Raw genomic sequence first — 20,751 nt, 5'->3', positions numbered from 1 at the left:
GATCATCTCCGCCGCCACCTCGGCGACTTCATCGACGCCTACAATTTCGCGCGCCGTCTGAAGACCCTCAACGGCCTGACCCCATACGAATACATCTGCAAAATCTGGACAAAAGAGCCTGAAAGATTCAACATCGATCCAACCCATCAAAGTCCGGGACCAAACATCTAGATAACAACCCCAGATGAGGCCAACCCTCCGCTAAATCCGCGACCCGGCTGTCCCAAAACTTCTGACGACGTACAATAGATCGCCCTTTTCAACCTGCTGGCCTTAACCCACTCAGAAATGTCCGGGTTCGCGCGTTATGCGAGGCCCAGTCCTTTCAGCCAGGCCGAAACCTGCCCGTAGGCGTCGGTTTGCCACTGGTCTCGGGTGCGCTCGTTAAGGATCGCGGCCTCGTAGGCGAAGCGGGCAACCGTTTCGGGGCCATGAAAATCGCGATCGGCGAACTTTTCGGCGATGATCTTGAAGGCGGTCACCGCCTCGGGGTCGTTCATCAACGGTTTGGAATCGGCGATCAGAGCATCGGTCCCGCCCTGGTAGTTTCGGACGCAGTAGTAGATGTCGTAGGCGTCCTTGTCCTTGGAGCGGCCGGCGAGGGCAAAGCCCTTCATCGCCAACAAGGCCGGGATCGAGGCGACCTTCAGCTCGATCCTGTTCCTACCGCCCTTGGGCATGACACCCTCCAGCACGAAGTTTTCGCTGAACTTCAGCGCCAAGACCGCACCGTCCGCTTTCTGGACGGCGAAGTTGTCGATCAGCGGCGGGACGTTCTTCTCGATGACCGCGTCACGCGGCATCAGGAAGTCGACGACGATCGAGATCGGCGGTCCGCCATCGGTGGCGTCGATGACGCGCACCATCTGGAACTTCTTCAGATCGTTGTCCTGGGCATAGCCGTGCTTCTTCAACTCATCGATCAGTCCGGCGTACTCGCCGTCACCCAGGGCGATGGGGTCCAGGCTCAGATCGACATCGAGCGAGCCGATGTGGCGCATCTGCGGGTTGTCGAGCAATAGCCAGGGCACCGCGCCTCCGATGACGACAAACTTGTTGCGGTAGCTGCCCAGGATCTGTCCGATCTCCAAGAGCACGGCCTTCACCGCCTGGATGGAGCGGTCGTCGTAGGCATGGGCGGGCGGATGAGGTTCGATCACGCTCTTGGCCATGAGAGTCCCTTTCGACGTAGGAACTCGGCCGCTTCACGACCACGCTCACCAGCATTGTAAAGGTCCAGGTAGGTCTGGACGGGCGAGGAGACCAGGAGATCGGGCGCGGGCTCGACCGCGTCGAGCATTACACTTTCCTCCTCCAGAACCTTGACGAGGATATTGGCGCCCTTAGCAGCCGGTTCGAGCGACAGCACCGCCTCCAGGTCCGGCAGGATTTCCGGCCAAGCATAGAGAAAGGTCGTCTCGCTGCGCCCGTAGGGCGCCAGCCAGTTCGCCGCTGAATACGAGCCGAGCATCAGCACTGGCTCACCGCGATCACGCGCCATCAGCGGCTTCAGGCGCTCCGTCAGCGCCTCGCCATGGTGAATGGTGTAGTATTGCCGCGTCTGCCCGTGCTGGGCTTCGTAGTCCTCGCGCCAAGCGTCCAGCAGGCTGTCAGGATCTGTGAGGATCAAGCCGTCAGGCGTCGTTTCAGCCCACTCGCGAGCGATCAGGCCTTCCTTGACGTTATGGACCTGACCAAGGCTGACGGTGGCGCCGTCGGCGATTTCCTGAAGCCTGACCGGCGTGAGCGGGTCGCGCAACAGCCAGCGCAGAACCCTCGCCGACTTGGGTTTGAAGAGCGACTTCAGATCGCGTCGCTCGCTGGCGGGCTTATCGGCGACCGAACGCTCGTAAAACACATTGTCGAGATGGAGCCGGGTGTTTCCGAAGAGATCAAAATAGTTGACGCCGGCCTCGACGCAGAGCGCTCGCGACTGTTCGGAGATGTAGGGCGCCAGGAAAATCGTCGCGACGGGGCCAGCATGAAACGTCCAGTGTTTCAGTTGGCTGATCGCATCCCGGGTCGCGCGCGGATGGCCATTGCTTTTTACCTCGCAAACCAAGCGATAAGGACGATCCCCGACCATCAGATCAAGGATGGCGTCGGCGCCGACATTGGGGTCGTTCTGTTCGAAGCGAGCGCCTTCAAGGTGGACGATCGGGATCTGTTCGAGCAAGGCTTCTAGCGCCTCGACCGCTTCCCTTTCGAATTTCAGTGCTTCGCGTACTTTCAGCATGCATTGAAAATGGCGTTTTTGGTGAAAATGTCAATGAGTTTCACTGAAAAAGCCAATTTCAATATCCGTTGAAAGTGTCAATTATAGTGAAAACCGTTCCACGCAGAAGCTTGGGCTCCGCACCCGACGCGCTTTGACCGGCACACTGCTTCAGTCGGCCTCTAATCTACCCGGCGAGATTGCTTGCTGAGCGCCACAGACCCCCTTAGGTGCGTATTCCACGCGATCGTGGGCGCCTCTTCTGAAGGGGTGATGGAGCCTTGACCGACAGTCTGACCGGGCCAGGGAGACCCTCTTTTTATCGAGCGAGGGGACCCGATGCCGACCGACAGATTGTCGATGCCTCTGGCGAGGCAATGCGGGCAGGCTGGAGGTCGCCGGTTCTTGCACTCCCCGCAAGCGAGTAGCTTGTGTGTGCATCGGTTTCGGAGCGGGGTACCGCCCCAGGATTGCTTACCGCATTGATTTTACGGAAAACTTGTCTCTCCATAAGAGTCCCGATCGGCGCCGATCGGCCCCCCGTAATCTGCTGACGTCCCCTTTTAGTTCAATGCCATGGCTCGGGATGGGCGGGGTCCCGCCTCGACGCCGATGTACACTTATGGCGCCTGATCGGCCATGGCCGCCCCGATGGCGCGCGATGATCGCCTTGAAAAGACAGATCACAAATCGGAAGGAAGCGGTGGAGGCCCGGCCCGGAATCGAACCGGGGTGCACGGATTTGCAATCCGCTGCGTAACCACTCCGCCACCGGGCCATCCGGGTCAACGCAACGAGCGTCGGCGAAACGAGCGGGTGAGATACAGGAGCCTGCTCTGCGCCGCAACGGACAATTGGCGCTTCAGGACGCTTGCCAAACCTCGTCGAGGATCCTGGCGGCGACGGCGGCCTTGTCGTGAGGAAGAAAGCGCCCGTAGTGGCGCGCTACCGTCTCGGCCGAGTCCTGGATGGCATAGCCGGCCTGTTCGAATGAGCCAGTCCGTTTGAGGACGTGGGTTGCCAGAACATCGCGCACATTGTGCGGGCCGTGGGGCAAAAGACCCTTGATGGCGCCGCGACCGGTGTAGGGATTGTAGATCCCGTAACGCTGGATAGCGTAGCGCCAAACTTCATAGAAGCTTGTCTGATCGTAACTCGCGTCTTTGAGGCGTCCGCTCTTAACGGTCTTGACAAAGAACGTCCCAGGATCGGCCGCCAAGCCGAGGAGGGCGGCCCGATGGCGCTGTAGATAGCCTTCGATCTGTTCGTACAGGGAGCCCAGATCGGGCAGCCGCAAAGCGTAGGGTCGATCGTTAAAATAGGACGAGTTTCCGTTCTTGAACGCCACTGCCGGAATGACAACCGTCCAGCCAAGACGGCTCTGATCCCAATAGAGTTCGCCGCACCGCAGGATTTCTAACTGCCGCATGGGGGTCTGCATCTGGCCGCGGGGACAGACGCGCAATTGCCTCAGATTTTTCTGACGTAGCCCGGTGTGCAGCCCCAGCGGAGCATTAGGAAGGCTCGCACCGCTTCGGCAGCCGCGACAGGATGACGGCGGACATCTGGCATTTGCCGAAGGATTTCTTGCGGGATCTGGAGGTAGACACCGACCGGACTTTCGGCGTCGAGCGCGGGGAGTATCGGCTCGAAGGGGTCTCGGTGGATGCGCGCCGCACGTTTGACCTCCTTGCTCCAGGCGTGGGTGCTCGCGTAGCCGTCGTCACAAAATGCGTCCCAATCAGACTGCGCTCTGGCCACATCCTTGATCGTGAATAGACCCTGTATCGGCCGTAACCGCTCAGCCAGATCTGGCGATTGGCGCAGCCAGCCGGTCTCCCGACGCATCATCGACGCGCCCAGCGTCAGCATGTCAGCCTCCCAATTGGTCAGGAAGCCGCGCCGCGCCCGGCGCCATTCGACATACCAGTTCCACACCTTGGGATGGCTCAGCAACGCAAAGCTAAGATCGCTGGACGGCACGCCCAATCCTTTGATTGGACCGTTTGGGCTGGCGGCCAAAGCGCCAAACAGCAATCCCAGGTGATCGGCCTTTTGGCGTATTGTTGCATTCCCCCACACGCCGACGCGCCGAAAGCCAAAGCGGGTGACATCCGCAGACTTGAACCGAAGGAGGTCCGCCATCTCGCCATCCAGACCAGGGCAGGCGGGCGTGCGGTCCAGGCCCGCGATGACCGTCGCGCGCTTAGTTTCCATCTCTGCCGCATTCGGCGCGTAGGGTTTCTTTATGTCCAATGCGCTAGCTGAGAAACCAACGCCAAACGCATATTGTTGGGCCTTGTTTTGATACCGCCGGTAGGTCGTCGAGCCGGCGAGAATGACGGTGCGCACCCAATGCAGAATTTCCGCGCGTTCCTCCGGGCCGCGCTGATTGAAGTCGTCAGGCAAATGCCATGCCAGCCTCCTCCGTTCGCTGTCGCTGGCTCCGGTCACGCGGTGGCCGAAGGCCGCGCGCGTTCGATGCGAGAGCTTGTCCTTGAGTTCACCGGCGCCTAGCCCGTACCGTCGCTCGACGAAACTGATCGCGCGCAGGCTCTCTACGTTCCTGGGGCTTTGGCTCCCACGGCGCCATGCATAGAGGCTTGAGTACTGAATGGCGAAACCGCCAGCCACCAGCGCCTTGTGCAACCCGTAGCACGTCTCTCCAGATCGTCGGATGGCGTGGCTAAGGGCCTGCGAGAATGTGCTCGCCTCGGACAAAATCGCTGGGTGAGTTGGCGCGTTGGGCGAGCTTTGACAGCGCTCGGCGGGCATATTGACGCCTCGAAGTTGCCTGGCGGCGTCAACATCGCCGCATGATCGGCTGGCGCTAATCGTTCCTCTGGCAAGGATCGGCCTAGCCGAAGCGCCGGCCGATCCCGTGGATCTTGGCAGATCTGGCAGGCGCGCCACCGCACCTCCCGTCTTTCGACGTGAGCCCATGGCCTCAACCCTCATGATTGCCTATGACGCTCTGAATATCACGCGACTGAGTTTGAGGCGACAAAAGCACTCAGTTCTGAATTAAAAAGGTTCAATTAATGCTGGTGACAGCAGCCCAGATCCGCGCCGCACGGGGTTTGTTGAATTGGAGCCAGCAAACCTTGGCGCAGGCTTGTGAGCTTTCGCTATCGAGCATTCGCCGAATGGAAGGGCCAGAAGGACCCGGTCAGCGGGCAGCAGCCAACGTCGAGGCAGTGCGCCTAGCCCTGGAAGGCGCTGGCGTGATCTTCCAGGCTACGGGCGAAACGCCGGCCGGCGGACCAGGTGTGAGACTAAAGGAGTAGGTCGCATCACCGCGTTGCGGCTGACTGGCGCGGCCGAACGGTGACCTTACAGTTTTGACTTTTCCCGACCTTGGCCGCCGCTTGTCGGCAGGCCTCAAGCGCTTGCAGATTGCCGCGCTCTAACTGCGACATCTCCACGATACGCTCCCAATCCTGCGGACTGACGCCGTGCATCATCTGCCCGCCCGCCGTCCAACGATCCTGCTTCAGCGTGGCCGCCGCCATCCGCTCGGCCACCTGCCAGCGATCTGGCAAGGCGCGGGCGATTGGCCCGGAGAGGCCGATCCAAAGTGCGAGGCCCGCCACCACGCCGCTGGCGCATGCGGCGATCACCCACCGTTGTTGATCGCGCGTCGCACCCGGACGCGGGACGACCTCGGCTAGCGCTCGTATAGCGTCGTCCAATCCGCGCTGGGCCCGCGACCAGTCAGCCTGCGTCTCCTGTCGCGCTTACGTCGCGGCAGCCTGGATCTCCCCCGCCACCCGGCTGGGGGGCAAACTGAGCAACGGCGAAAGAGCCAAGACCTCGATCCGCTTGTCCATTGCCGCCAACTGCCCGGCCATCTTGCCCAGGGTTGGTCCATAATCGACTGGTTCATAGCGCTCGTCGGCGGCCGCCAAGCCCTCGACCGCCCGTCGCAGCAAGGCGACCTCGGTTCGCAGTTGACCAAAGGCTTCCTCAGCCGGATCGCCATACGCTTGGTCCGTCACGCCACTCTACCTTTCCCAACCACGATAGCGCTCGCGGGTCTTAAGGGGCGCGTCGCCAGGACCGCGCCCACGATTAGGCTCCAGGTCCCTCTTCAGATTCTGGGCCGGCGCGCCGCGCGCCTTGTCGGGCGCCAACCGTTCAAGCTTCATCGCCGCCAAGGCTGGACCGGTTCGGCCCTTCCCAGCCGCCGTCAGCAGGGCCGGATCTTTCTCGACCGCGTTGGCCAGGTCCTTGGCCGCGCCGGGCCACAGGCCCGCCACCGCTTGAGCGCCGCGCTCCAGGCCCTGCTTTTGATGCTCCAGCATCGGCAAGCCGGCCTGCCGCATCCGCTGCACGTCCATCGTCGCTGCTGCATAGCCGCGCACAGCGCGATGGGCGGCCCGGTCGTCCTGACCGATGTCGGGCATCTTGCTCTGCAGCGGCTTTGGATTAAACCCTGCGAACCGTCCGCGCCCGCCGCTCTGTGGCAACCCGTCAATTTGCCGCCGCGCTGCGAACGTTTTGGGATAGTCCAGCGCCATCTCCTTGGGCCGGTCGCGACCCAAGGTGCGTACCAAGTCAGAACGCTCGGCGAAGTCCTGGCGGCTGTAATGCAGCGCCACCGCGTCGCGGTGCCGGCTCAGCGCCACATAGGCCGCGTGGCGGTCCATATGGCCGCTGGCCAGGACGTGAGTGCGATCGATGGTGACGCCCTGCGACTTGTGGATGGTGGCGGCGTAGCCGTGATCAAGATCTCCATAGGTCTTCAGATCGACCTGAATGCGCCGTCCGTCATCGAGCCGCACGCCCATGGCGCCATGGGCGATCGCTTCCACTGTTCCAAGCGTGCCGTTCTTCACCCCAAGAGAACGCTCATTGCGCAGAAACATCACCCGGTCATCAGCCGAAAAATCGCGCAGGCCCCGCGTAGTCTGCACAGAGTGATCCGGCCCAAGCTGGCCGTCGGCCTTCATGCGCTCTCGGGCCAGGGCGTTGAGGGCGCCGACGTCTTCGCGAGTATAGGCCAGCATCATGCGCGAGGCCTGCGGATCGGCTTGGCGCTCACGGGCCCAGCCTTCGATCACGGCGCCGCGCGCCGCGTCCTTGCTATCATGGCCCTGCACCATGCCGGCCGTCTCATAGGCAGCCAGGGCCTGATCGGTGCGCCCGGTCGCTAGATGCCTTGTCGCCTGCCGCTGCCAGTCTTCGCGCTGGCGCCGGATCTGGCTGATCTCGGCCGCGCCATGTCGCTCGGTCAGGGCGCGGAAGGCCGCCCCGGCCTCGATGGCCTGCAGCTGCTCGGCGTCGCCGACCATCACCACCTTGGCCCCTGCCTGCTCGGCGTGATCCAGCACCCGCTGCATTTGCCGCGAGCCGACGAGACCGGCCTCATCGATGACCAGCACGTCGCGGGACGACAGCGCATCGCGACCGCGCGCCCAGCCATATTCCAGGCTGGCGATGGTCCGCGACGCAATGGCCGATCCGCCCTCCAGGTTCTCGGCCGCAATGCCTGATAGCGTCGCGCCCTGAACCCGATAGCCTTGCGCTTCCCAGGCCTCACGGGCGACACCGAGCATGGCGCTCTTGCCGCTGCCGGCGTAGCCGACCACCAGCGACAGCCGCTCGCGCCCGGTGACGTGGGAGAAGGCGTCGCGCTGCTCTTCCGACAGCGTCAGGCCATCCCTAGCGCTCTTGGTCAGGGCGGCCTCCTGGCGGCCGGCGCTGACGCCATGGTCGCGGCGGTCGGCCATGCCTTCGGCCGACCGCTCCAGCCGCCGTTCGACGTCAAGCATCTCGCGGCTGGTAAACCGCTGGCGGCCCAGGCCGTCGCGGCCGAGCGCCACTCGTTCGGGCGAGGTCTTCATCGCGCTGACCACTTGGTCGAACTGCTCTTTGCCGTCGCTATGGCGATGGGCGAATGCAGCAAGGTCGTGATCGGTGAACGTCGCCTGCTGATGCGTAATCGCCGACAGGGCAATCTTCGGTTCGGCGATGATCCGCTCGCCGTTGCGCCGGGCCAGGTCGCGATGGTCCTGGGCGCGCTGCGCGGTCTCGCCGCGATCGTCGCGCCGCGCGCCGGCGGGGCCGATCTTGTCCTGCGGCTCCAGGTCGATGCCCTGGTCCTTGAACGAACGATGATCGACCCGCGCCTCGATCCCTAACTGGGCCAGCCGCTCGTTGACGTGCTCGCTCCAGGCGCCGCGCCAATCGTTCAAAAACTCAGTGCTATTCCAGTCGCGGACCTTGGCACCGAACCGCGCAATGCCATCTTCGCCGATCGCGACGCCGCGCATGGTCAGCATGACGTGGGCGTGCGGCTTGGGCTGGCCGTCCTCGGCGATGTCCCAATGCACATTGAGATCGACGACCATGCCGCGTGTCACGAACTCGCGCTGCACGAAGTCGCGGGCCAGGGCGATCCCTTGTTGCTGATCCATCTCGCGGGGGATCGCGAACTCGATCTCGCGGGCCAGCTGAGCGTCTTTGCGCTTTTCGCCGGCCTCGACCGCGTTCCACAAAGTCGCCTGATCGGGCCAAGCCGCGCGGCTCGCCTCGTTGGGCGCGAGGATCTCCGAATGAACGACGCCGGCCTTGTTAGTGAAGTCGTGCGCCCGGTCCAGATACTCGTCATGCAACCGCGAGGCAGAGCGGTACGAAGCGGCAGCCACAGCGCTGGAGCCGTTGGCGCGGCTGATGACCTTGGCTGAGAAGTGATAGATTGCCATCGAGGCGTTCCTTCAGCTTCATCCTAATAGCAACATCTTCGGGCACGTCGGAACGACGTATAAGCCCCTAGCAACATTACAATCTTGCGTTGAGCCTGCAACCTAAGATGTGATCTTGCTGGGCGGGCTTCATTTTTGGAAGAATGATGCAGCCTCGGATTGTCGCAGGTTTGAAGCCGGAAGGTTGTTCAGCAACCTAACGAATACAACGGATTAGGTCGTCTTACCCCTGCCCAAGGGGGTCTTGATTTCATTGGCGAATTTGGCGCGCTGTCTAACCGCTTCCAGCCTGTTCGGGAGGCGTAAATGGGCATTTACGCGGTCCGATGGGCCTTCCACGCGCCGATCGACAGCCCCGGCGCCAAGTTCATTCTGGTAGCCCTGGCCGAACATGCGCGCGACGAGGGGGAGGAAGCCATGACCTGCTTTCCCTCGATCAAGCGCCTCTGCAAATGGACAGCGCAGGCCGAGCGCACCGTGGAGCGCCATTTGGCCTGGCTCGTCGCCGAGGGCTGGATCAGCCGGCAAGCCAAACGACGCCGGCGTCAAGACGACAGCGCCTACTTCTACACCCTGCATGAGGAGAAGGTGCCACTTGCCGTCAGGGACGCCTTTGACGGGGAGCGACGGGGCGGCCGTAAGGCCTCCAGAATGACGGCTGATGGTTCCGCTTCCGACCGCCAAGTTGGCGCTGAATACCCGCCGATTTCGACGCCAATACCCGCCAAATTGGCACCCGCATATATGGATGAACCTGTAATAGAACCTGTAAATGAACCAGACGCGCCAGAGCCGTTGGACATTGAGGTTAGCTTCGCCGCGTTCTGGTCGGCCTACCCGAACAAGGTCGAGGAACGTGGTGCCAGAGCGGTTTTCATGCGCCTCGTCCGTCGCGATGACGCCACGCCGGAGGCGCTGGTTGGCGGCGCGAGACGGTATGCGCAGCTCGTCCGAGGCGGGGCGCCGCAGTACATCAAATCTCCCACCAGTTGGCTTGAGAAGGGCTGTTGGACCGATGGCGCAACGTCGTCATCAACCACGACGCCCGAGCGCTCAGTTGCGGCTTTTGAGGGGCCGGCTGATGTGTGGACGACCGTGGCGGGCGCCAAGGGACCGGATTGGGCCAGGAGCTATCTCGCGCCCTGCAGCTGGATCGCCTCGCCCCGCGCCCTTCAGCCCCGAACAGTCTTCGCCGCCCGAAAGCTCCGCGACGAGCTTGGCACTCTCCTGCGCGAACTCTCGATCGCCATTGTTGAACCAAGCCTTACCAGCGGAGCTGCCCATGTGCATTGAAGATCGCGCGGTCGTCGAAAGGCTGACCCTCGCCGGCATCACCCTAAGCGCCACGCTGGATGTTCCCGGCGGCGGGCAGACCGTGTTGCTCAACGCCGATGCAGCGCTCGCCTACATAGCCCGGCCCGAGGCGTTCTCGGCGGACTATTTCGGCCTGAGCCTAGAGGACTACGAAACATGGGTGGCCTTGGATGGCCAAGCCATATGCGGAGCAACCACGAAGACGGGCACCCGGTGCCGCAACCCAGTCAGCGGGCCGATTCAGCTATCCTCGCAACAATGGCGGGAACGCCACGGAGGACTTTGCGCAACGCATGGCGGCGACAGCGCGCATGACGCCGAGGCCTGAAATCGGCCTAGCGGGTGTTCGATACAGACCGGCGCAATTCGCCGTGGATCGGACGCGTTGGACGTATCAGAGAACCGCTCACGAACGAGCCAGCCTGAAGTGGTGATATAACAAGGCAGTAAGCCAATGGCTTCGCGCAGACAGTCAAGCTCAATGCCAGACAATCAGTTGTCGCTGTAACGCAAATCTTTGAGCAGCAAACGGTGAACTCATTCCGTGCGCGTACTTTCTCGGCCTGCTCAGTGATTGTGCGACGTAATGGCGAAGATGTCTCGGAACGAAGTCACCCCCAAGAAACATTGGTTAACGGCACGCTCAACGGTTGTGTCTCTCAATTCGACTTAGTAAAAGATTCCTTAACTGGGGCTGCGGCCCGGCGTGAGCGCTTGGTGGGGATCGATGCTCGTAGCAACTGGCCTGCCTTCCGAGACGCCTAGCGTGGGCGCTGAGCTGTCACGCGTCATGATCGATCCGTACAAGCGCGCGCTCGACATTCTTATCGCCGGCGCAGCGTTGTTGTTTTTCGCGCCGGTGCTGGTGCTCGTTGGCGTTCTCATAAGGCTGGAATCTCGCGGCCCGATGCTCTTCCGTCAGGCGCGGGGCGGCCTGAACGGAGAGGCATTCACGATCTTCAAGTTCCGGTCCATGCGGTGCGAGGAGAATGGCGACCGCGTCGTGCAAGCGGCGCGGGATGATGACCGCGTCACGAAGATCGGCCGTTTCATTCGCAAGACCAGCATTGATGAAATTCCCCAACTGCTCAACGTGCTGATGGGCGACATGTCCATCGTGGGGCCACGGCCTCATGCTCTGGCTCACGATGTCGAGTATGGCGCTGTCATTCCGCAGTATAGCCTGCGTTTCCGCGCCAAGCCGGGTCTCACTGGGCTTGCTCAAATCAAGGGATTGCGCGGGGGAACCGACGACGTCCAGGCGATGGCCGCGCGGGTCGAGGCTGACGTCGAGTATATCGATGGCTGGACCTTCCGCTCAGACGTCAGGATTCTGTTGCTGACGCTTCCGCATCTCTTGCTTGCGGAGAATGCTTACTAACCCCGACCAATCGGGCTAGTGATGTAAGCTGTCGAGCGGCCGAAGAGCGCGTAGAGACACCTCGTTAGGGCTCAGTGGTTATTAAGTTCCGCCTGCACAGCTTGGCGCGGCCGCTAGTCGGCTTAAAATTTTTTTGTCTTGCACCTGTTGGGCGAGAATTCTGTGGGGGATTTATGCGCGTAGCGATGATTGGCACGGGTTATGTGGGCCTGGTGTCTGGGGCGTGTTTCGCCGACTTCGGTCACGTAGTGACGTGCATCGACAAGGATCCCAGCAAGATCGAGCGGCTTGAAAAGGGCGAGATCCCGATCTTCGAGCCCGGTCTGGACGACCTTGTCGCCCGCAACGTCCGCGAGGGCCGGCTGTTCTTCACGCTGGAAGGCGCCGAGGCGATCCGGAACGCCGACGCGGTGTTCATCGCCGTGGGAACGCCCACCCGTCGCGGCGACGGCCATGCGGACCTGTCCTACGTCTACGCCGCCGCCGAAGAGATCGCCGGCCTGATCGACGGCTTCACGGTGATCGTCACCAAGTCGACCGTGCCGGTCGGCACCGGCGACGAAGTCGAGGCAATCATAAAGCGCGTGCGGCCTGACGCCCAGTTCGCGGTGGTCTCCAACCCCGAGTTCCTGCGCGAAGGGGCGGCCATCGAGGACTTCAAGCGTCCCGACCGCGTCGTGGTCGGCACCGAGGACGAGCGCGCCCAGGCGGTGATGCGCGAGCTCTATCGGCCGCTGAGCCTGAACGAGACGCCGATCGTCTTCACCGGCCGTCGCACCAGCGAACTGATCAAGTACGCGGCCAACGCGTTCCTCGCGATGAAGATCACCTTCATCAACGAGATGGCCGACCTCTGCGAAAAAGTCGGGGCCGACGTCCAGCAGGTGGCCAAGGGTATCGGCTTGGACAAACGCATCGGCGGCAAGTTCCTGAACGCCGGACCCGGCTATGGCGGCAGCTGCTTCCCGAAAGACACCATCGCCCTTGTCCGCACGGCCCAGCAGTACGGCGCGCCGGTCAAGCTGATCGAGGCCACGGTGGCGGTCAACGACGCCCGCAAGAAGGCCATGGCCACCAAGGTGGCCGACGCCATCGGCCTGTCTGATTTGACCGGCAAGACGATCGGCGTGCTGGGCGTGACCTTCAAGCCCAACACCGACGACATGCGCGACGCGCCGAGCCTCGACATCCTGCCGGCCCTGCAGGCCATGGGCGCCACGGTTCAGGCCTATGACCCGGAAGGCGCCAAGGAAGCGGCCCACATGCTGCCGGGCGTGGACTTCAAGGCCGGCGCCTATGAAGCCGCTGAAGGTGCCGACGCCCTGGTGATCCTGACCGAGTGGGACCAGTTCCGGGCCCTGGATCTAGACCGCCTGAAGGCGACCATGGCCGCCCCGGTCGTGGTCGACCTGCGCAATGTCTACAAGCCCAGCGAGATGGTCCGCCACGGCTTCATTTATGCCTCGATCGGGCGGTCGTCGGCCCAAAAGGGAGAGATCGCATGACGGACGCGGTTATTTCTCGTGTCACCAGCGCTGTGACGCTCCTCAAGGCACCGCATTTTGGTGACGCGAGGGGGTGGTTTACTGAAACCTATTCTGAACGTCGCGCGGAAAGCGCAGGCATCGACGTTCGTTTCGTGCAGGACAACCAATCGTTCTCTGCCGCAACGGGAACCGTGCGTGGCCTTCACTTCCAGCGTTCGCCACACGCTCAGGCCAAGCTGGTGCGCTGTGTGCGCGGTTCGATCATGGACTATGCGGTCGATATACGGCTTGGCTCGCCGACCTATGGCAAGTGGGTAGGCGCCAAGCTGACCGCCGAGGGCTGCGAGCAGCTCTATGTTCCCGTGGGCTTCGCCCATGGCTTTGTGACGCTCGAAGCCGATGTCGAGGTCGCCTACAAAGTCTCTGACTTTTACGAGCCGGATTGTGACGGTGGGATCATCTGGAACGATCCCACCATTGGAATCGACTGGCCGCTGCCGGAAGGCGGTGCCGTGCTCTCGGACAAGGACAACATCCTTCCGACACTGGCCCAGTTTGAAAGCGACTTCGAATACAACGGCGTTCCGCTTCAACCGCTTACCGGCATCTAAAGGAGACTATTCATGCGCATCCTAGTCACCGGTGGCGCCGGTTTTATCGGGTCGGCCCTCGTTCGTCGCCTGATTGAGCACACCGACCACGACGTTCTCGTGTTCGACAAACTCACCTATGCCGGCAATCTGAGCTCGCTCGCGCCGGCCCAGACGAGCGCGCGCTATTCGTTTGTGCAGGGCGACATCTGCGATGCCGACGCGGTTTCCAAAGCCCTGGCGTCGTTCAAGCCGGAGGTCGTCGCCCACTTGGCGGCCGAGAGTCACGTCGACCGTTCGATTGATGGTCCGGGTGCTTTCATCCAGACCAACGTCGTCGGCACCTTCGTAATGCTGAACCAGTCGCTGGCCTACTGGCGCAGCTTAGACGACGCGGGCAAGGCAGCTTTCCGCTTCCATCACATCTCGACCGACGAAGTGTTCGGCTCGCTGGGCGAAGACGGCTTCTTCACCGAGTCGACCGCCTATGATCCGCGTTCGCCCTATTCGGCGTCGAAGGCCGGCTCGGACCACCTAGTCCGCGCCTGGGGCCATACCTATGGCTTGCCGGTTCTGGTGACCAACTGCTCGAACAACTACGGCCCGTATCATTTTCCCGAAAAGCTGATCCCGCTGATCATCATCCGCGCGCTGAACGGCGAGCAGCTACCGGTCTACGGTGACGGCTCGAACGTGCGCGACTGGCTGTTCGTCGACGATCACGCTCGTGCCCTCCAGGCGGTGTTCGAGCGTGGTTCGCCGGGCGAGACCTACAATGTCGGCGGCAACGCAGAGCGCAAGAACATCGAGGTCGTGCGCGCCATCTGCAGCATCCTCGACACGCTTCAGCCTCACGCCGGCGGCAAGGTCTATGCCGATCAGATCACCTACGTGACCGATCGCCCAGGTCACGATCACCGCTACGCGATCGACGCCTCGAAGATCCGCGCCGATCTTGGTTGGGAGCCGTCGGTAACCTTCGAGGAGGGCATCGAGCAGACTGTGCGTTGGTACCTGGAGAACCAGGATTGGTGGCAGGAAATCTTGGATGGTCGCTACGCTACTCAGCGACTCGGCGTGGCCGTGAATGGCTGAGCCCATCCACATTCTCGTCACCGGCGGTGCCGGTCAGGTAGGGCTTGAGCTGCAGCGCGCAGTCTGGCCCGAACGGGTCGTGCTGCATGCGCCGTCGCGCGATGAGTTGGACTTGACCAGCGCGGCATCGATCCAGGCGCTGTTCGGTAAGGTTCCGTTCGCGGCAGTGATCAACAGCGCCGCCTGGACGGCCGTCGACAAGGCCGAGACCGAAGTCGCAGGAGCGTTCGCCGCCAATGCCGGCGGTCCCGCCCTGTTGGCGGACGTGACGCGAGAGCGTGACATCCCGCTAGTTCAGGTCTCGACTGACTACGTCTTCGACGGCGACAAGGCCGAGCCCTATGTCGAAAACGACCCGGTCGCGCCGATCGGGATCTACGGCGCGTCGAAGTTGGCGGGTGAGATGGCGGTGCGCCTCGGCAATCCGCGCTCGATCGTCCTGCGGACAGCCTGGGTGCTGAGCGCTCATCGCGCCAACTTCCTGAAGACTATGCTGCGGCTGGCGGCGGATCGCCCGGCGCTACGCGTTGTGGCTGATCAGCATGGCTGTCCGAGCTCCGCGACCGATATCGCCGAGGCGCTGAAGACGATCGTCTTGCGCATGATCGCCGACGAAGGGGCGCCGACCGGCGTCTATCACTTCGTCAATAGTGGAGATGCAACCTGGGCCGATCTCGCACGCGAAATTTTCCGCGTGAGCGCATCCACTGGGGGAGCTTCTGCCGAAGTTGTGGGTATTCCGTCCGAAGAGTACCTGACGCCGGCCCGGCGACCTAAGAACTCGCGCTTGTCTACTCTTAAGCTGCTCAGCGACTACGATATTAAACCCAGGCCGTGGCAAGATGCCGTAGCTGAAATCATCACAGAATTAAAATCGCAAGGAGCCCCTGTATGAAGGGCATTATTCTCGCTGGCGGCTCCGGCACGCGGCTGCATCCGATGACTGTTGTCACATCCAAGCAGCTGATGCCAGTCTATGATAAGCCGATGATCTACTATCCTTTATCAACGTTGATGCTAGCCGGCATCCGCGAGATTCTAATCATCTCAACACCGCGAGACACCCCCAACTTCAAAGCGCTTCTTGGTGATGGCTCGCAATGGGGAATTGAGATCCAGTACGCGGTACAGCCAAGTCCTGATGGCTTAGCGCAAGCTTACATCATTGGTGCCGAGTTTGTTGGGAATAGCCCTTCAGCGCTCATTCTGGGCGATAATATTTACTACGGACATGGCATCACCGACCTTTTCACGAGCGCCATTGCGCGGTCTAGCGGCGCAACAGTCTTCGCCTATCATGTCAACGATCCTGACCGATATGGAGTGGTTGAGTTCGATCAGTCGATGAGGGCTCTGTCGATTGAGGAGAAGCCCAAGGTTCCGAAATCAAATTGGGCCGTGACGGGTTTATATTTCTACGACGCAAGTGTGATCGATATTGCTCGCGACTTGAAACCATCCTCCCGTGGTGAGTTAGAAATCACCGACGTAAATCGTGCGTACCTGGAGCGGGGCGATCTCTCCGTAGAAATCATGGGACGTGGCTACGCTTGGCTCGATACCGGGACGCCTGATTCTCTTCTTGAAGCGGGCGAATTCGTTCGTGTACTTGAGCAAAGGCAAGGGTTTAAAATATCTTGCCCCGAAGAGGTGGCTTATCAGATGGATTTCATTGACGCAGGCCAACTTGAGAAGCTCGCAATAATACTAGGTAAAAGCGACTACGGAAAATATCTACTGAAAAATGTACTCGCTAGATAGCTGACATCTAAAAATCAATAGATTGTTTTCAACGCTATAAGCGGTGGGCGGCATGAACCAGAAGCTAGTGTCAGTAGTTATTCCAACATACAACGACTCCAATTATATCCGCGATACAATATCTAGTATCACTGAGCAAACTTACAAAAATATTGAAATAATATTTATAGATGACTGTTCGTCTGACGATACCGTTCGTGAAATTATTTCATCAGGCGACAGTAGGATCGTTCTAATTAAAAATGATAATAACTCTGGCCCAGCGGTAAGTCGAAATAAAGGAGTTCTCGCCGCATCTGGAGATTACATAGCGTTCTGCGACAGTGATGATCTGTGGCATCCAGAAAAGCTGGAAAAACAGATATATGCCATGGAAAAGAATGATTGGATATTCACATACACTCTATTCAATATAGTTGATGAATTTGGTTCCAAGTACTCAAGCAGCGGCCCATTGCCGCAGCAAACAGAATACAATAAACTATTAAAGCATTGCTTCATACGAACATCAAGTGTGGTGTATTCAGTCTCAGAGCCGACAGGAAAAATATACTTTCCATTGCTCAGGAAGCGCCAGGATTTTGGGTTCTTTCTATCGCTGCTTCGCTCTATTCCGCGCGCTCATCTCGTGGATGAATATCTGTGCGACTATAGAATTCGGAAGAACAGCGTATCTAGTAATAAAATCAAAAACATCCCCTACCAGTGGGCCGTATATAGAGACGCAGAGGGCCTGTCGCTTTTGCGTTCAGTTGCTCTCATGGCACAGTGGGCCTTCCATGCTTTATTTGTCGAGGGACGGAGGCGGAGAGATAAGCTGGTTAACTTGAAAGAAAGTGTTTCTTAAAAATCATGCAAAGTTTATTCTCAGCTGTAATTTCTAGATACGCAGCTCTATTTATTCAATTTTTGCTAGTAATTTTGATTGCGCGTCATCTCAGTAAGGATGATGCGGGATATTACTTTAGTATTTTTGGCCTTATAGCAACAGGCTTCTGTCTTTCTGGATTTGGATTGCCAGATGGAATAATGAAATTATGTAGCGAGCTTATTGCTTCCAATAATATTGGATCTTTGAGCAAAACGGTAGAAAAAGTGTGCGTATTTTCTGCTGTGACTTCAGTTTTCATCGCCTCGACTGCCTTAACTGTCGCAGTTTATCTGGGCGCGGGGATATACATATCAATTTTATCTTCGATATGGTGGTTCAATTATGCAATGTTGTTTCTATTTTCTCAAATAATAATTGGAATAGGAAGGGTTTCTCTCGGAACGTTCCTGTTTTACACATCTATAAATATCGCTCTGCTAACAACGACAATACCATACATTATCTTTTCTCAAGATATCAGCCTTAATGGAATCGTTCTTGCGAACGTTATTGGTTCCGGTTTGGCTATGCTTTCTTCTTTCGTTGTATTGATCAATTGCCGCAGGGGTTTCCCAGCAAATGGTCCCGCTGAACCCATTCTGCCTATTCTGGTGACGGGCGCGCACCTGGCTGGGGCGCGGATTATGCAAGCTTCTCTGGCGTGGCTGCCAGTGTGGGGTGCTACGCTCTTTATCGGCCCGGCTGCGGGCGGTTCTCTAGGGGCCGCCAGTCGTTTGCTGGTCGCTGTAACTGGCGTTATCGCCTCGCTGAGGTTCTCGGTTCGGCCGGAAATTGTGAAAAAATTCTACGCCAACGATTGGTCAGGAATAGCAAGGATCTCAAATTCTATAGCACTGGCTGCGTTAATAGTAACATTGATCGCCATCATAGGTAATATAACTCTAGGCGATACAATATTGCCGTTTGTGCTTGGAGATAAGTACGTTGGCATTTCTCTAACGTTATCGTTAATGCTCATCGGTGCTGTTGGAGAGGCAATGGGGGGGCCTGTCGATGAAGTCCTTAAGATGACGGGAAAGGCGAAAATCGTCTCATTTACGCTTATAATGGCTCTCCTTGTGGAGAGTGTTCTGATATATTTTACTTCCCAGTTTGGTCTGAATGCAATCGCCCTGTCTCAAGGCGGCGTATTCTGTGCAATGTATTTGGCGCAGGTTATCTACCTTAAGAGATACGCTGGAATCTGGATTTCACCGTTTATCCCTATTTTTCGGATTATTTCGAATGGCTGGAGTAGAGGAAGGTAAAAATCCGTCGATGATCTATGACAAGAGCGATGCTCCTACCCGTTGGGGATTGGGCAATGCGGTTGCCCAGGTTCCGTAGAGATCGATTGATCGACGGTTTGAGCGGATTTTCTCGCTTTGAGGCCTGGGCCACGGTCTGTTGGTCGAAGGCAACGCCGGGCCGCGTTCACGCGCTTTCTAGACGAAAGCCATGTCTGCCTGAGTAGTAGCCGCAGAGCGGGCGCTGCGCTCGTGGCTATGGGGCGCAGGTTCTGGCTGTTCTGCTGTTCCGATCGTGGCGGTCAGGCACGACCTGATCGTCGCCGCCAAGCTGAACAACATTGACCCACAGCCCTTGCTTATCGAAGTGCTGGCCCGCATCGCCGAGCCTCCCAGTCAGACGCTTGACGGCCTGCTGCCTTAGAATTTGTGGCCGCTGGCCGTGCTCCTGGCCGCGGGCTACGGCCGGGCGCGCGGCCTAACTGCCGACGCCGTGTTCACCGGATGGGTAACCCAAACTACTGAACTCTCAAAACGTCGGGCAACGGTGTTTGGCGCGCTTTTAGCGCTTTGCCGTGCTATGTGTTCAACGGATTGCCCGAGGAAAATTTGCTATGCTATGTGGGCGCAAGAGTGTGATCCATCTCCGCTATTGTGGATCAAATTGAAATATATATCCAGAAATGTTGATGGTAGATAATGGGAATATCTCTTCTTTGGATCGTCGTTACTGTGGGTGCAAGGTACTCGGAGAGGACCTGGCTCGGACCGGCTAGTCTACTGTCCCTTATTTTTTCATCTAGTTATATTGGGACTGTAATTTTTGCCCCCGAATATCGCATGCCCGCGCCGCCAAACATATTTCTTGCACTGATTGTGTCGGTGATGATTCCCGGAAGCCTTTTAGGGCAAGGACTGGCAAGGGCTGCTAGTTTCAAAAAAGCCCGATTAGTTGATCTAAATTTTGATATTCGGCTCCTTTTTGTTTTTGGAATGGCATGTAGCCTGTTGGGCTTCGTCGTTCTTCTTGTTACTCTTGGAATTTCTCCAATAACGTTATTTGATCCTCGCACATTTATGCGGCTTGCTCAGACAATTACATTTAACCGATATACTTCGGGTCTAAACTTACCTCTTAGCTATAATATACTTAATGCGGGATTCTTGGCGTATATGATAGTTCTTGGCTTTCATCTAGGTGTGAAAAAGTCCACTCGATTCCGCATGTTTATTCCGTTTATTATATTTGCCCTCGGAAACATTCTTATCACTACGCGAGCTCCAATATTGTTCTGTGGACTGATATTTTCCTTCTCGTACGTCTACGGTATTCATGTTTCATCGGGGATTTATCAGAAGCTATTCACGAGAAGGTCGATTGTTATCGGATCCCTAGCGGCGACTGCTGTCGCGCTATTGTTTTTCAGCGTGCAGGTCATGCGCTTCGGCGAGCAGAGCCATCGCTCTGCAGGAGATGTATGGGCGCATTTGCGCCGCTGGCCTTGGGGCAGTCTGCCTGGATTTTCACATTGGTATCAGTATATTCAGTATGCCTCCGTCGACCAACCGTTCGGCTATTTTACTTTCACCGGTGTTCTGGATAATCTAGGCATCGCGCAGCGGGTGAAGGGAGCGTACTCTGAATACATAATGCTCGCGCCGGGAGAGCCGGGAAACATATTTACTGCTTTTCGGGGTTTGATTACTGATTTTGGCCCTTACGGCACTGGCGTATTTATCTTTATTTTGGCAGTGCTTGGTGCATACGCGCTAGAGGCGGGCAGAAAGGGCAGTATCGCCCTCCTTCCGGTATATGTCGGGGTGATGTGTTTCGTCGGATGGTCGTTCGTTTACAGTTTTTTTGCGTATACATCTCACTTGTTGGCATTAATGGGGGCTCCTTTGCTTATATACGCCGTAACCGTTCGAGGCGTATCTTCGACTAGTGGATAGGACGCGACGCTTGAGTCCCTCTGGAAATCGCTCGATCCCTTTCCCGAGAAGGATTTAGGCGGGTTCCAAGCGACTGAATCTCACCACTAGAGCGAGCCTGCGGCGCTAGGCGCGAGCATTTCTGAGGAGC

At 58.8% G+C, this 20,751-nt stretch carries 18 protein-coding genes, 1 tRNA gene and 3 pseudogenes; 13 read left to right on the top strand and 9 right to left on the bottom strand.

The window, feature by feature from the left end:
- Positions 1 to 171 (top strand): annotated as a pseudogene (locus ACP69S_RS13835) (IS481 family transposase); the annotation flags it as partial.
- Here the strand turns inward: ACP69S_RS13835 and ACP69S_RS13830 are convergent.
- The 9 genes and pseudogenes from ACP69S_RS13830 to traA form a co-directional block, all read right to left on the bottom strand.
- Positions 168 to 245: pseudogene (locus tag ACP69S_RS13830) on the bottom strand (hypothetical protein); the annotation flags it as partial. The pseudogenes ACP69S_RS13835 and ACP69S_RS13830 overlap by 4 nt on opposite strands.
- 60 nt (positions 246 to 305) lie before the next feature.
- A complete protein-coding gene (locus ACP69S_RS13825) occupies positions 306 to 1,172 on the bottom strand; it encodes a nucleotidyl transferase AbiEii/AbiGii toxin family protein (RefSeq protein ID WP_425998120.1) in 867 nt (288 codons plus the stop codon).
- The gene (locus tag ACP69S_RS13820) at positions 1,157 to 2,176 is read right to left on the bottom strand and encodes a type IV toxin-antitoxin system AbiEi family antitoxin (RefSeq protein ID WP_425998118.1); all 1,020 of its coding nucleotides are present in this window, start codon (positions 2,174 to 2,176) and stop codon (positions 1,157 to 1,159) included. Before ACP69S_RS13820 ends, ACP69S_RS13825 begins: the two co-directional genes overlap by 16 nt.
- A gap of 743 nt (positions 2,177 to 2,919) precedes the next feature.
- Positions 2,920 to 2,993: transfer RNA gene (locus tag ACP69S_RS13815), tRNA-Cys, on the bottom strand.
- An 84-nt stretch (positions 2,994 to 3,077) separates the two neighbouring features.
- Positions 3,078 to 3,644: a hypothetical protein gene (locus tag ACP69S_RS13810; protein WP_425998116.1), complete on the bottom strand. Its 567-nt coding sequence runs from the start codon at positions 3,642 to 3,644 to the stop codon at positions 3,078 to 3,080.
- A 41-nt stretch (positions 3,645 to 3,685) separates the two neighbouring features.
- A complete protein-coding gene (locus ACP69S_RS13805) occupies positions 3,686 to 4,864 on the bottom strand; it encodes a hypothetical protein (RefSeq protein WP_425998115.1) in 1,179 nt (392 codons plus the stop codon).
- Between the two features lie 644 nt (positions 4,865 to 5,508).
- Positions 5,509 to 5,910 (bottom strand): annotated as a pseudogene (locus ACP69S_RS13800) (DUF6118 family protein); the annotation flags it as partial.
- Between the two features lie 42 nt (positions 5,911 to 5,952).
- The gene (locus ACP69S_RS13795; protein ID WP_425998113.1) at positions 5,953 to 6,213 is read right to left on the bottom strand and encodes a hypothetical protein; all 261 of its coding nucleotides are present in this window, start codon (positions 6,211 to 6,213) and stop codon (positions 5,953 to 5,955) included.
- A gap of 6 nt (positions 6,214 to 6,219) precedes the next feature.
- The gene (gene traA / locus ACP69S_RS13790; protein ID WP_425998111.1) at positions 6,220 to 8,922 is read right to left on the bottom strand and encodes a Ti-type conjugative transfer relaxase TraA; all 2,703 of its coding nucleotides are present in this window, start codon (positions 8,920 to 8,922) and stop codon (positions 6,220 to 6,222) included.
- A gap of 306 nt (positions 8,923 to 9,228) precedes the next feature.
- On the opposite strand from traA, the gene ACP69S_RS13785 reads away from it, so the two are divergent.
- The 12 genes from ACP69S_RS13785 to ACP69S_RS13730 all read left to right on the top strand — a co-directional run bounded on the left by ACP69S_RS13785 (position 9,229) and on the right by ACP69S_RS13730 (position 20,621).
- Positions 9,229 to 10,215: a helix-turn-helix domain-containing protein gene (locus ACP69S_RS13785; protein WP_425998109.1), complete on the top strand. Its 987-nt coding sequence runs from the start codon at positions 9,229 to 9,231 to the stop codon at positions 10,213 to 10,215.
- The gene (locus ACP69S_RS13780) at positions 10,205 to 10,564 is read left to right on the top strand and encodes a hypothetical protein (RefSeq protein ID WP_425998108.1); all 360 of its coding nucleotides are present in this window, start codon (positions 10,205 to 10,207) and stop codon (positions 10,562 to 10,564) included. Before ACP69S_RS13785 ends, ACP69S_RS13780 begins: the two co-directional genes overlap by 11 nt.
- A gap of 399 nt (positions 10,565 to 10,963) precedes the next feature.
- A complete protein-coding gene (locus tag ACP69S_RS13775; RefSeq protein ID WP_425998107.1) occupies positions 10,964 to 11,617 on the top strand; it encodes a sugar transferase in 654 nt (217 codons plus the stop codon).
- 173 nt (positions 11,618 to 11,790) lie between these two features.
- Positions 11,791 to 13,122 carry a UDP-glucose dehydrogenase family protein gene (locus ACP69S_RS13770; protein ID WP_425998105.1) on the top strand — a complete coding sequence of 444 codons (1,332 nt, stop codon included), beginning with the start codon at positions 11,791 to 11,793 and terminating at the stop codon, positions 13,120 to 13,122.
- Positions 13,119 to 13,715, top strand: coding sequence for a dTDP-4-dehydrorhamnose 3,5-epimerase (rfbC, locus tag ACP69S_RS13765; RefSeq protein WP_425998104.1), 597 nt, complete (start codon positions 13,119 to 13,121; stop codon positions 13,713 to 13,715). Before ACP69S_RS13770 ends, rfbC begins: the two co-directional genes overlap by 4 nt.
- Positions 13,716 to 13,727: 12 nt before the next feature.
- The gene (gene rfbB, locus ACP69S_RS13760; protein ID WP_425998102.1) at positions 13,728 to 14,789 is read left to right on the top strand and encodes a dTDP-glucose 4,6-dehydratase; all 1,062 of its coding nucleotides are present in this window, start codon (positions 13,728 to 13,730) and stop codon (positions 14,787 to 14,789) included.
- Positions 14,782 to 15,684: a dTDP-4-dehydrorhamnose reductase gene (rfbD, locus tag ACP69S_RS13755; protein ID WP_425998100.1), complete on the top strand. Its 903-nt coding sequence runs from the start codon at positions 14,782 to 14,784 to the stop codon at positions 15,682 to 15,684. Before rfbB ends, rfbD begins: the two co-directional genes overlap by 8 nt.
- On the top strand, positions 15,681 to 16,550 hold the full coding sequence (rfbA, locus tag ACP69S_RS13750) for a glucose-1-phosphate thymidylyltransferase RfbA (protein ID WP_425998098.1): 870 nt from the start codon (positions 15,681 to 15,683) through the stop codon (positions 16,548 to 16,550). The genes rfbD and rfbA overlap by 4 nt, the downstream gene beginning before the upstream one ends.
- Positions 16,551 to 16,602: 52 nt before the next feature.
- A complete protein-coding gene (locus ACP69S_RS13745) occupies positions 16,603 to 17,397 on the top strand; it encodes a glycosyltransferase family 2 protein (RefSeq protein ID WP_425998096.1) in 795 nt (264 codons plus the stop codon).
- A gap of 5 nt (positions 17,398 to 17,402) precedes the next feature.
- Positions 17,403 to 18,689: a lipopolysaccharide biosynthesis protein gene (locus ACP69S_RS13740; RefSeq protein ID WP_425998094.1), complete on the top strand. Its 1,287-nt coding sequence runs from the start codon at positions 17,403 to 17,405 to the stop codon at positions 18,687 to 18,689.
- Between the two features lie 274 nt (positions 18,690 to 18,963).
- Positions 18,964 to 19,092, top strand: a complete 129-nt coding sequence (locus ACP69S_RS13735) for a hypothetical protein (protein WP_425998092.1) — start codon at positions 18,964 to 18,966, stop codon at positions 19,090 to 19,092.
- 275 nt (positions 19,093 to 19,367) lie between these two features.
- Positions 19,368 to 20,621 carry an O-antigen polymerase gene (locus tag ACP69S_RS13730; protein WP_425998091.1) on the top strand — a complete coding sequence of 418 codons (1,254 nt, stop codon included), beginning with the start codon at positions 19,368 to 19,370 and terminating at the stop codon, positions 20,619 to 20,621.
- The last annotated feature ends 130 nt before the right edge of the window (positions 20,622 to 20,751 follow it).

The sequence above is a fragment of the Caulobacter sp. DWR1-3-2b1 genome, assembly GCF_049895765.1.
Classification (GTDB): Bacteria; Pseudomonadota; Alphaproteobacteria; order Caulobacterales; family Caulobacteraceae; genus Caulobacter.
The sequence above is the reverse complement of the archived record's forward strand: the minus strand, read 5'-3'. Positions and strand labels throughout refer to the sequence as shown.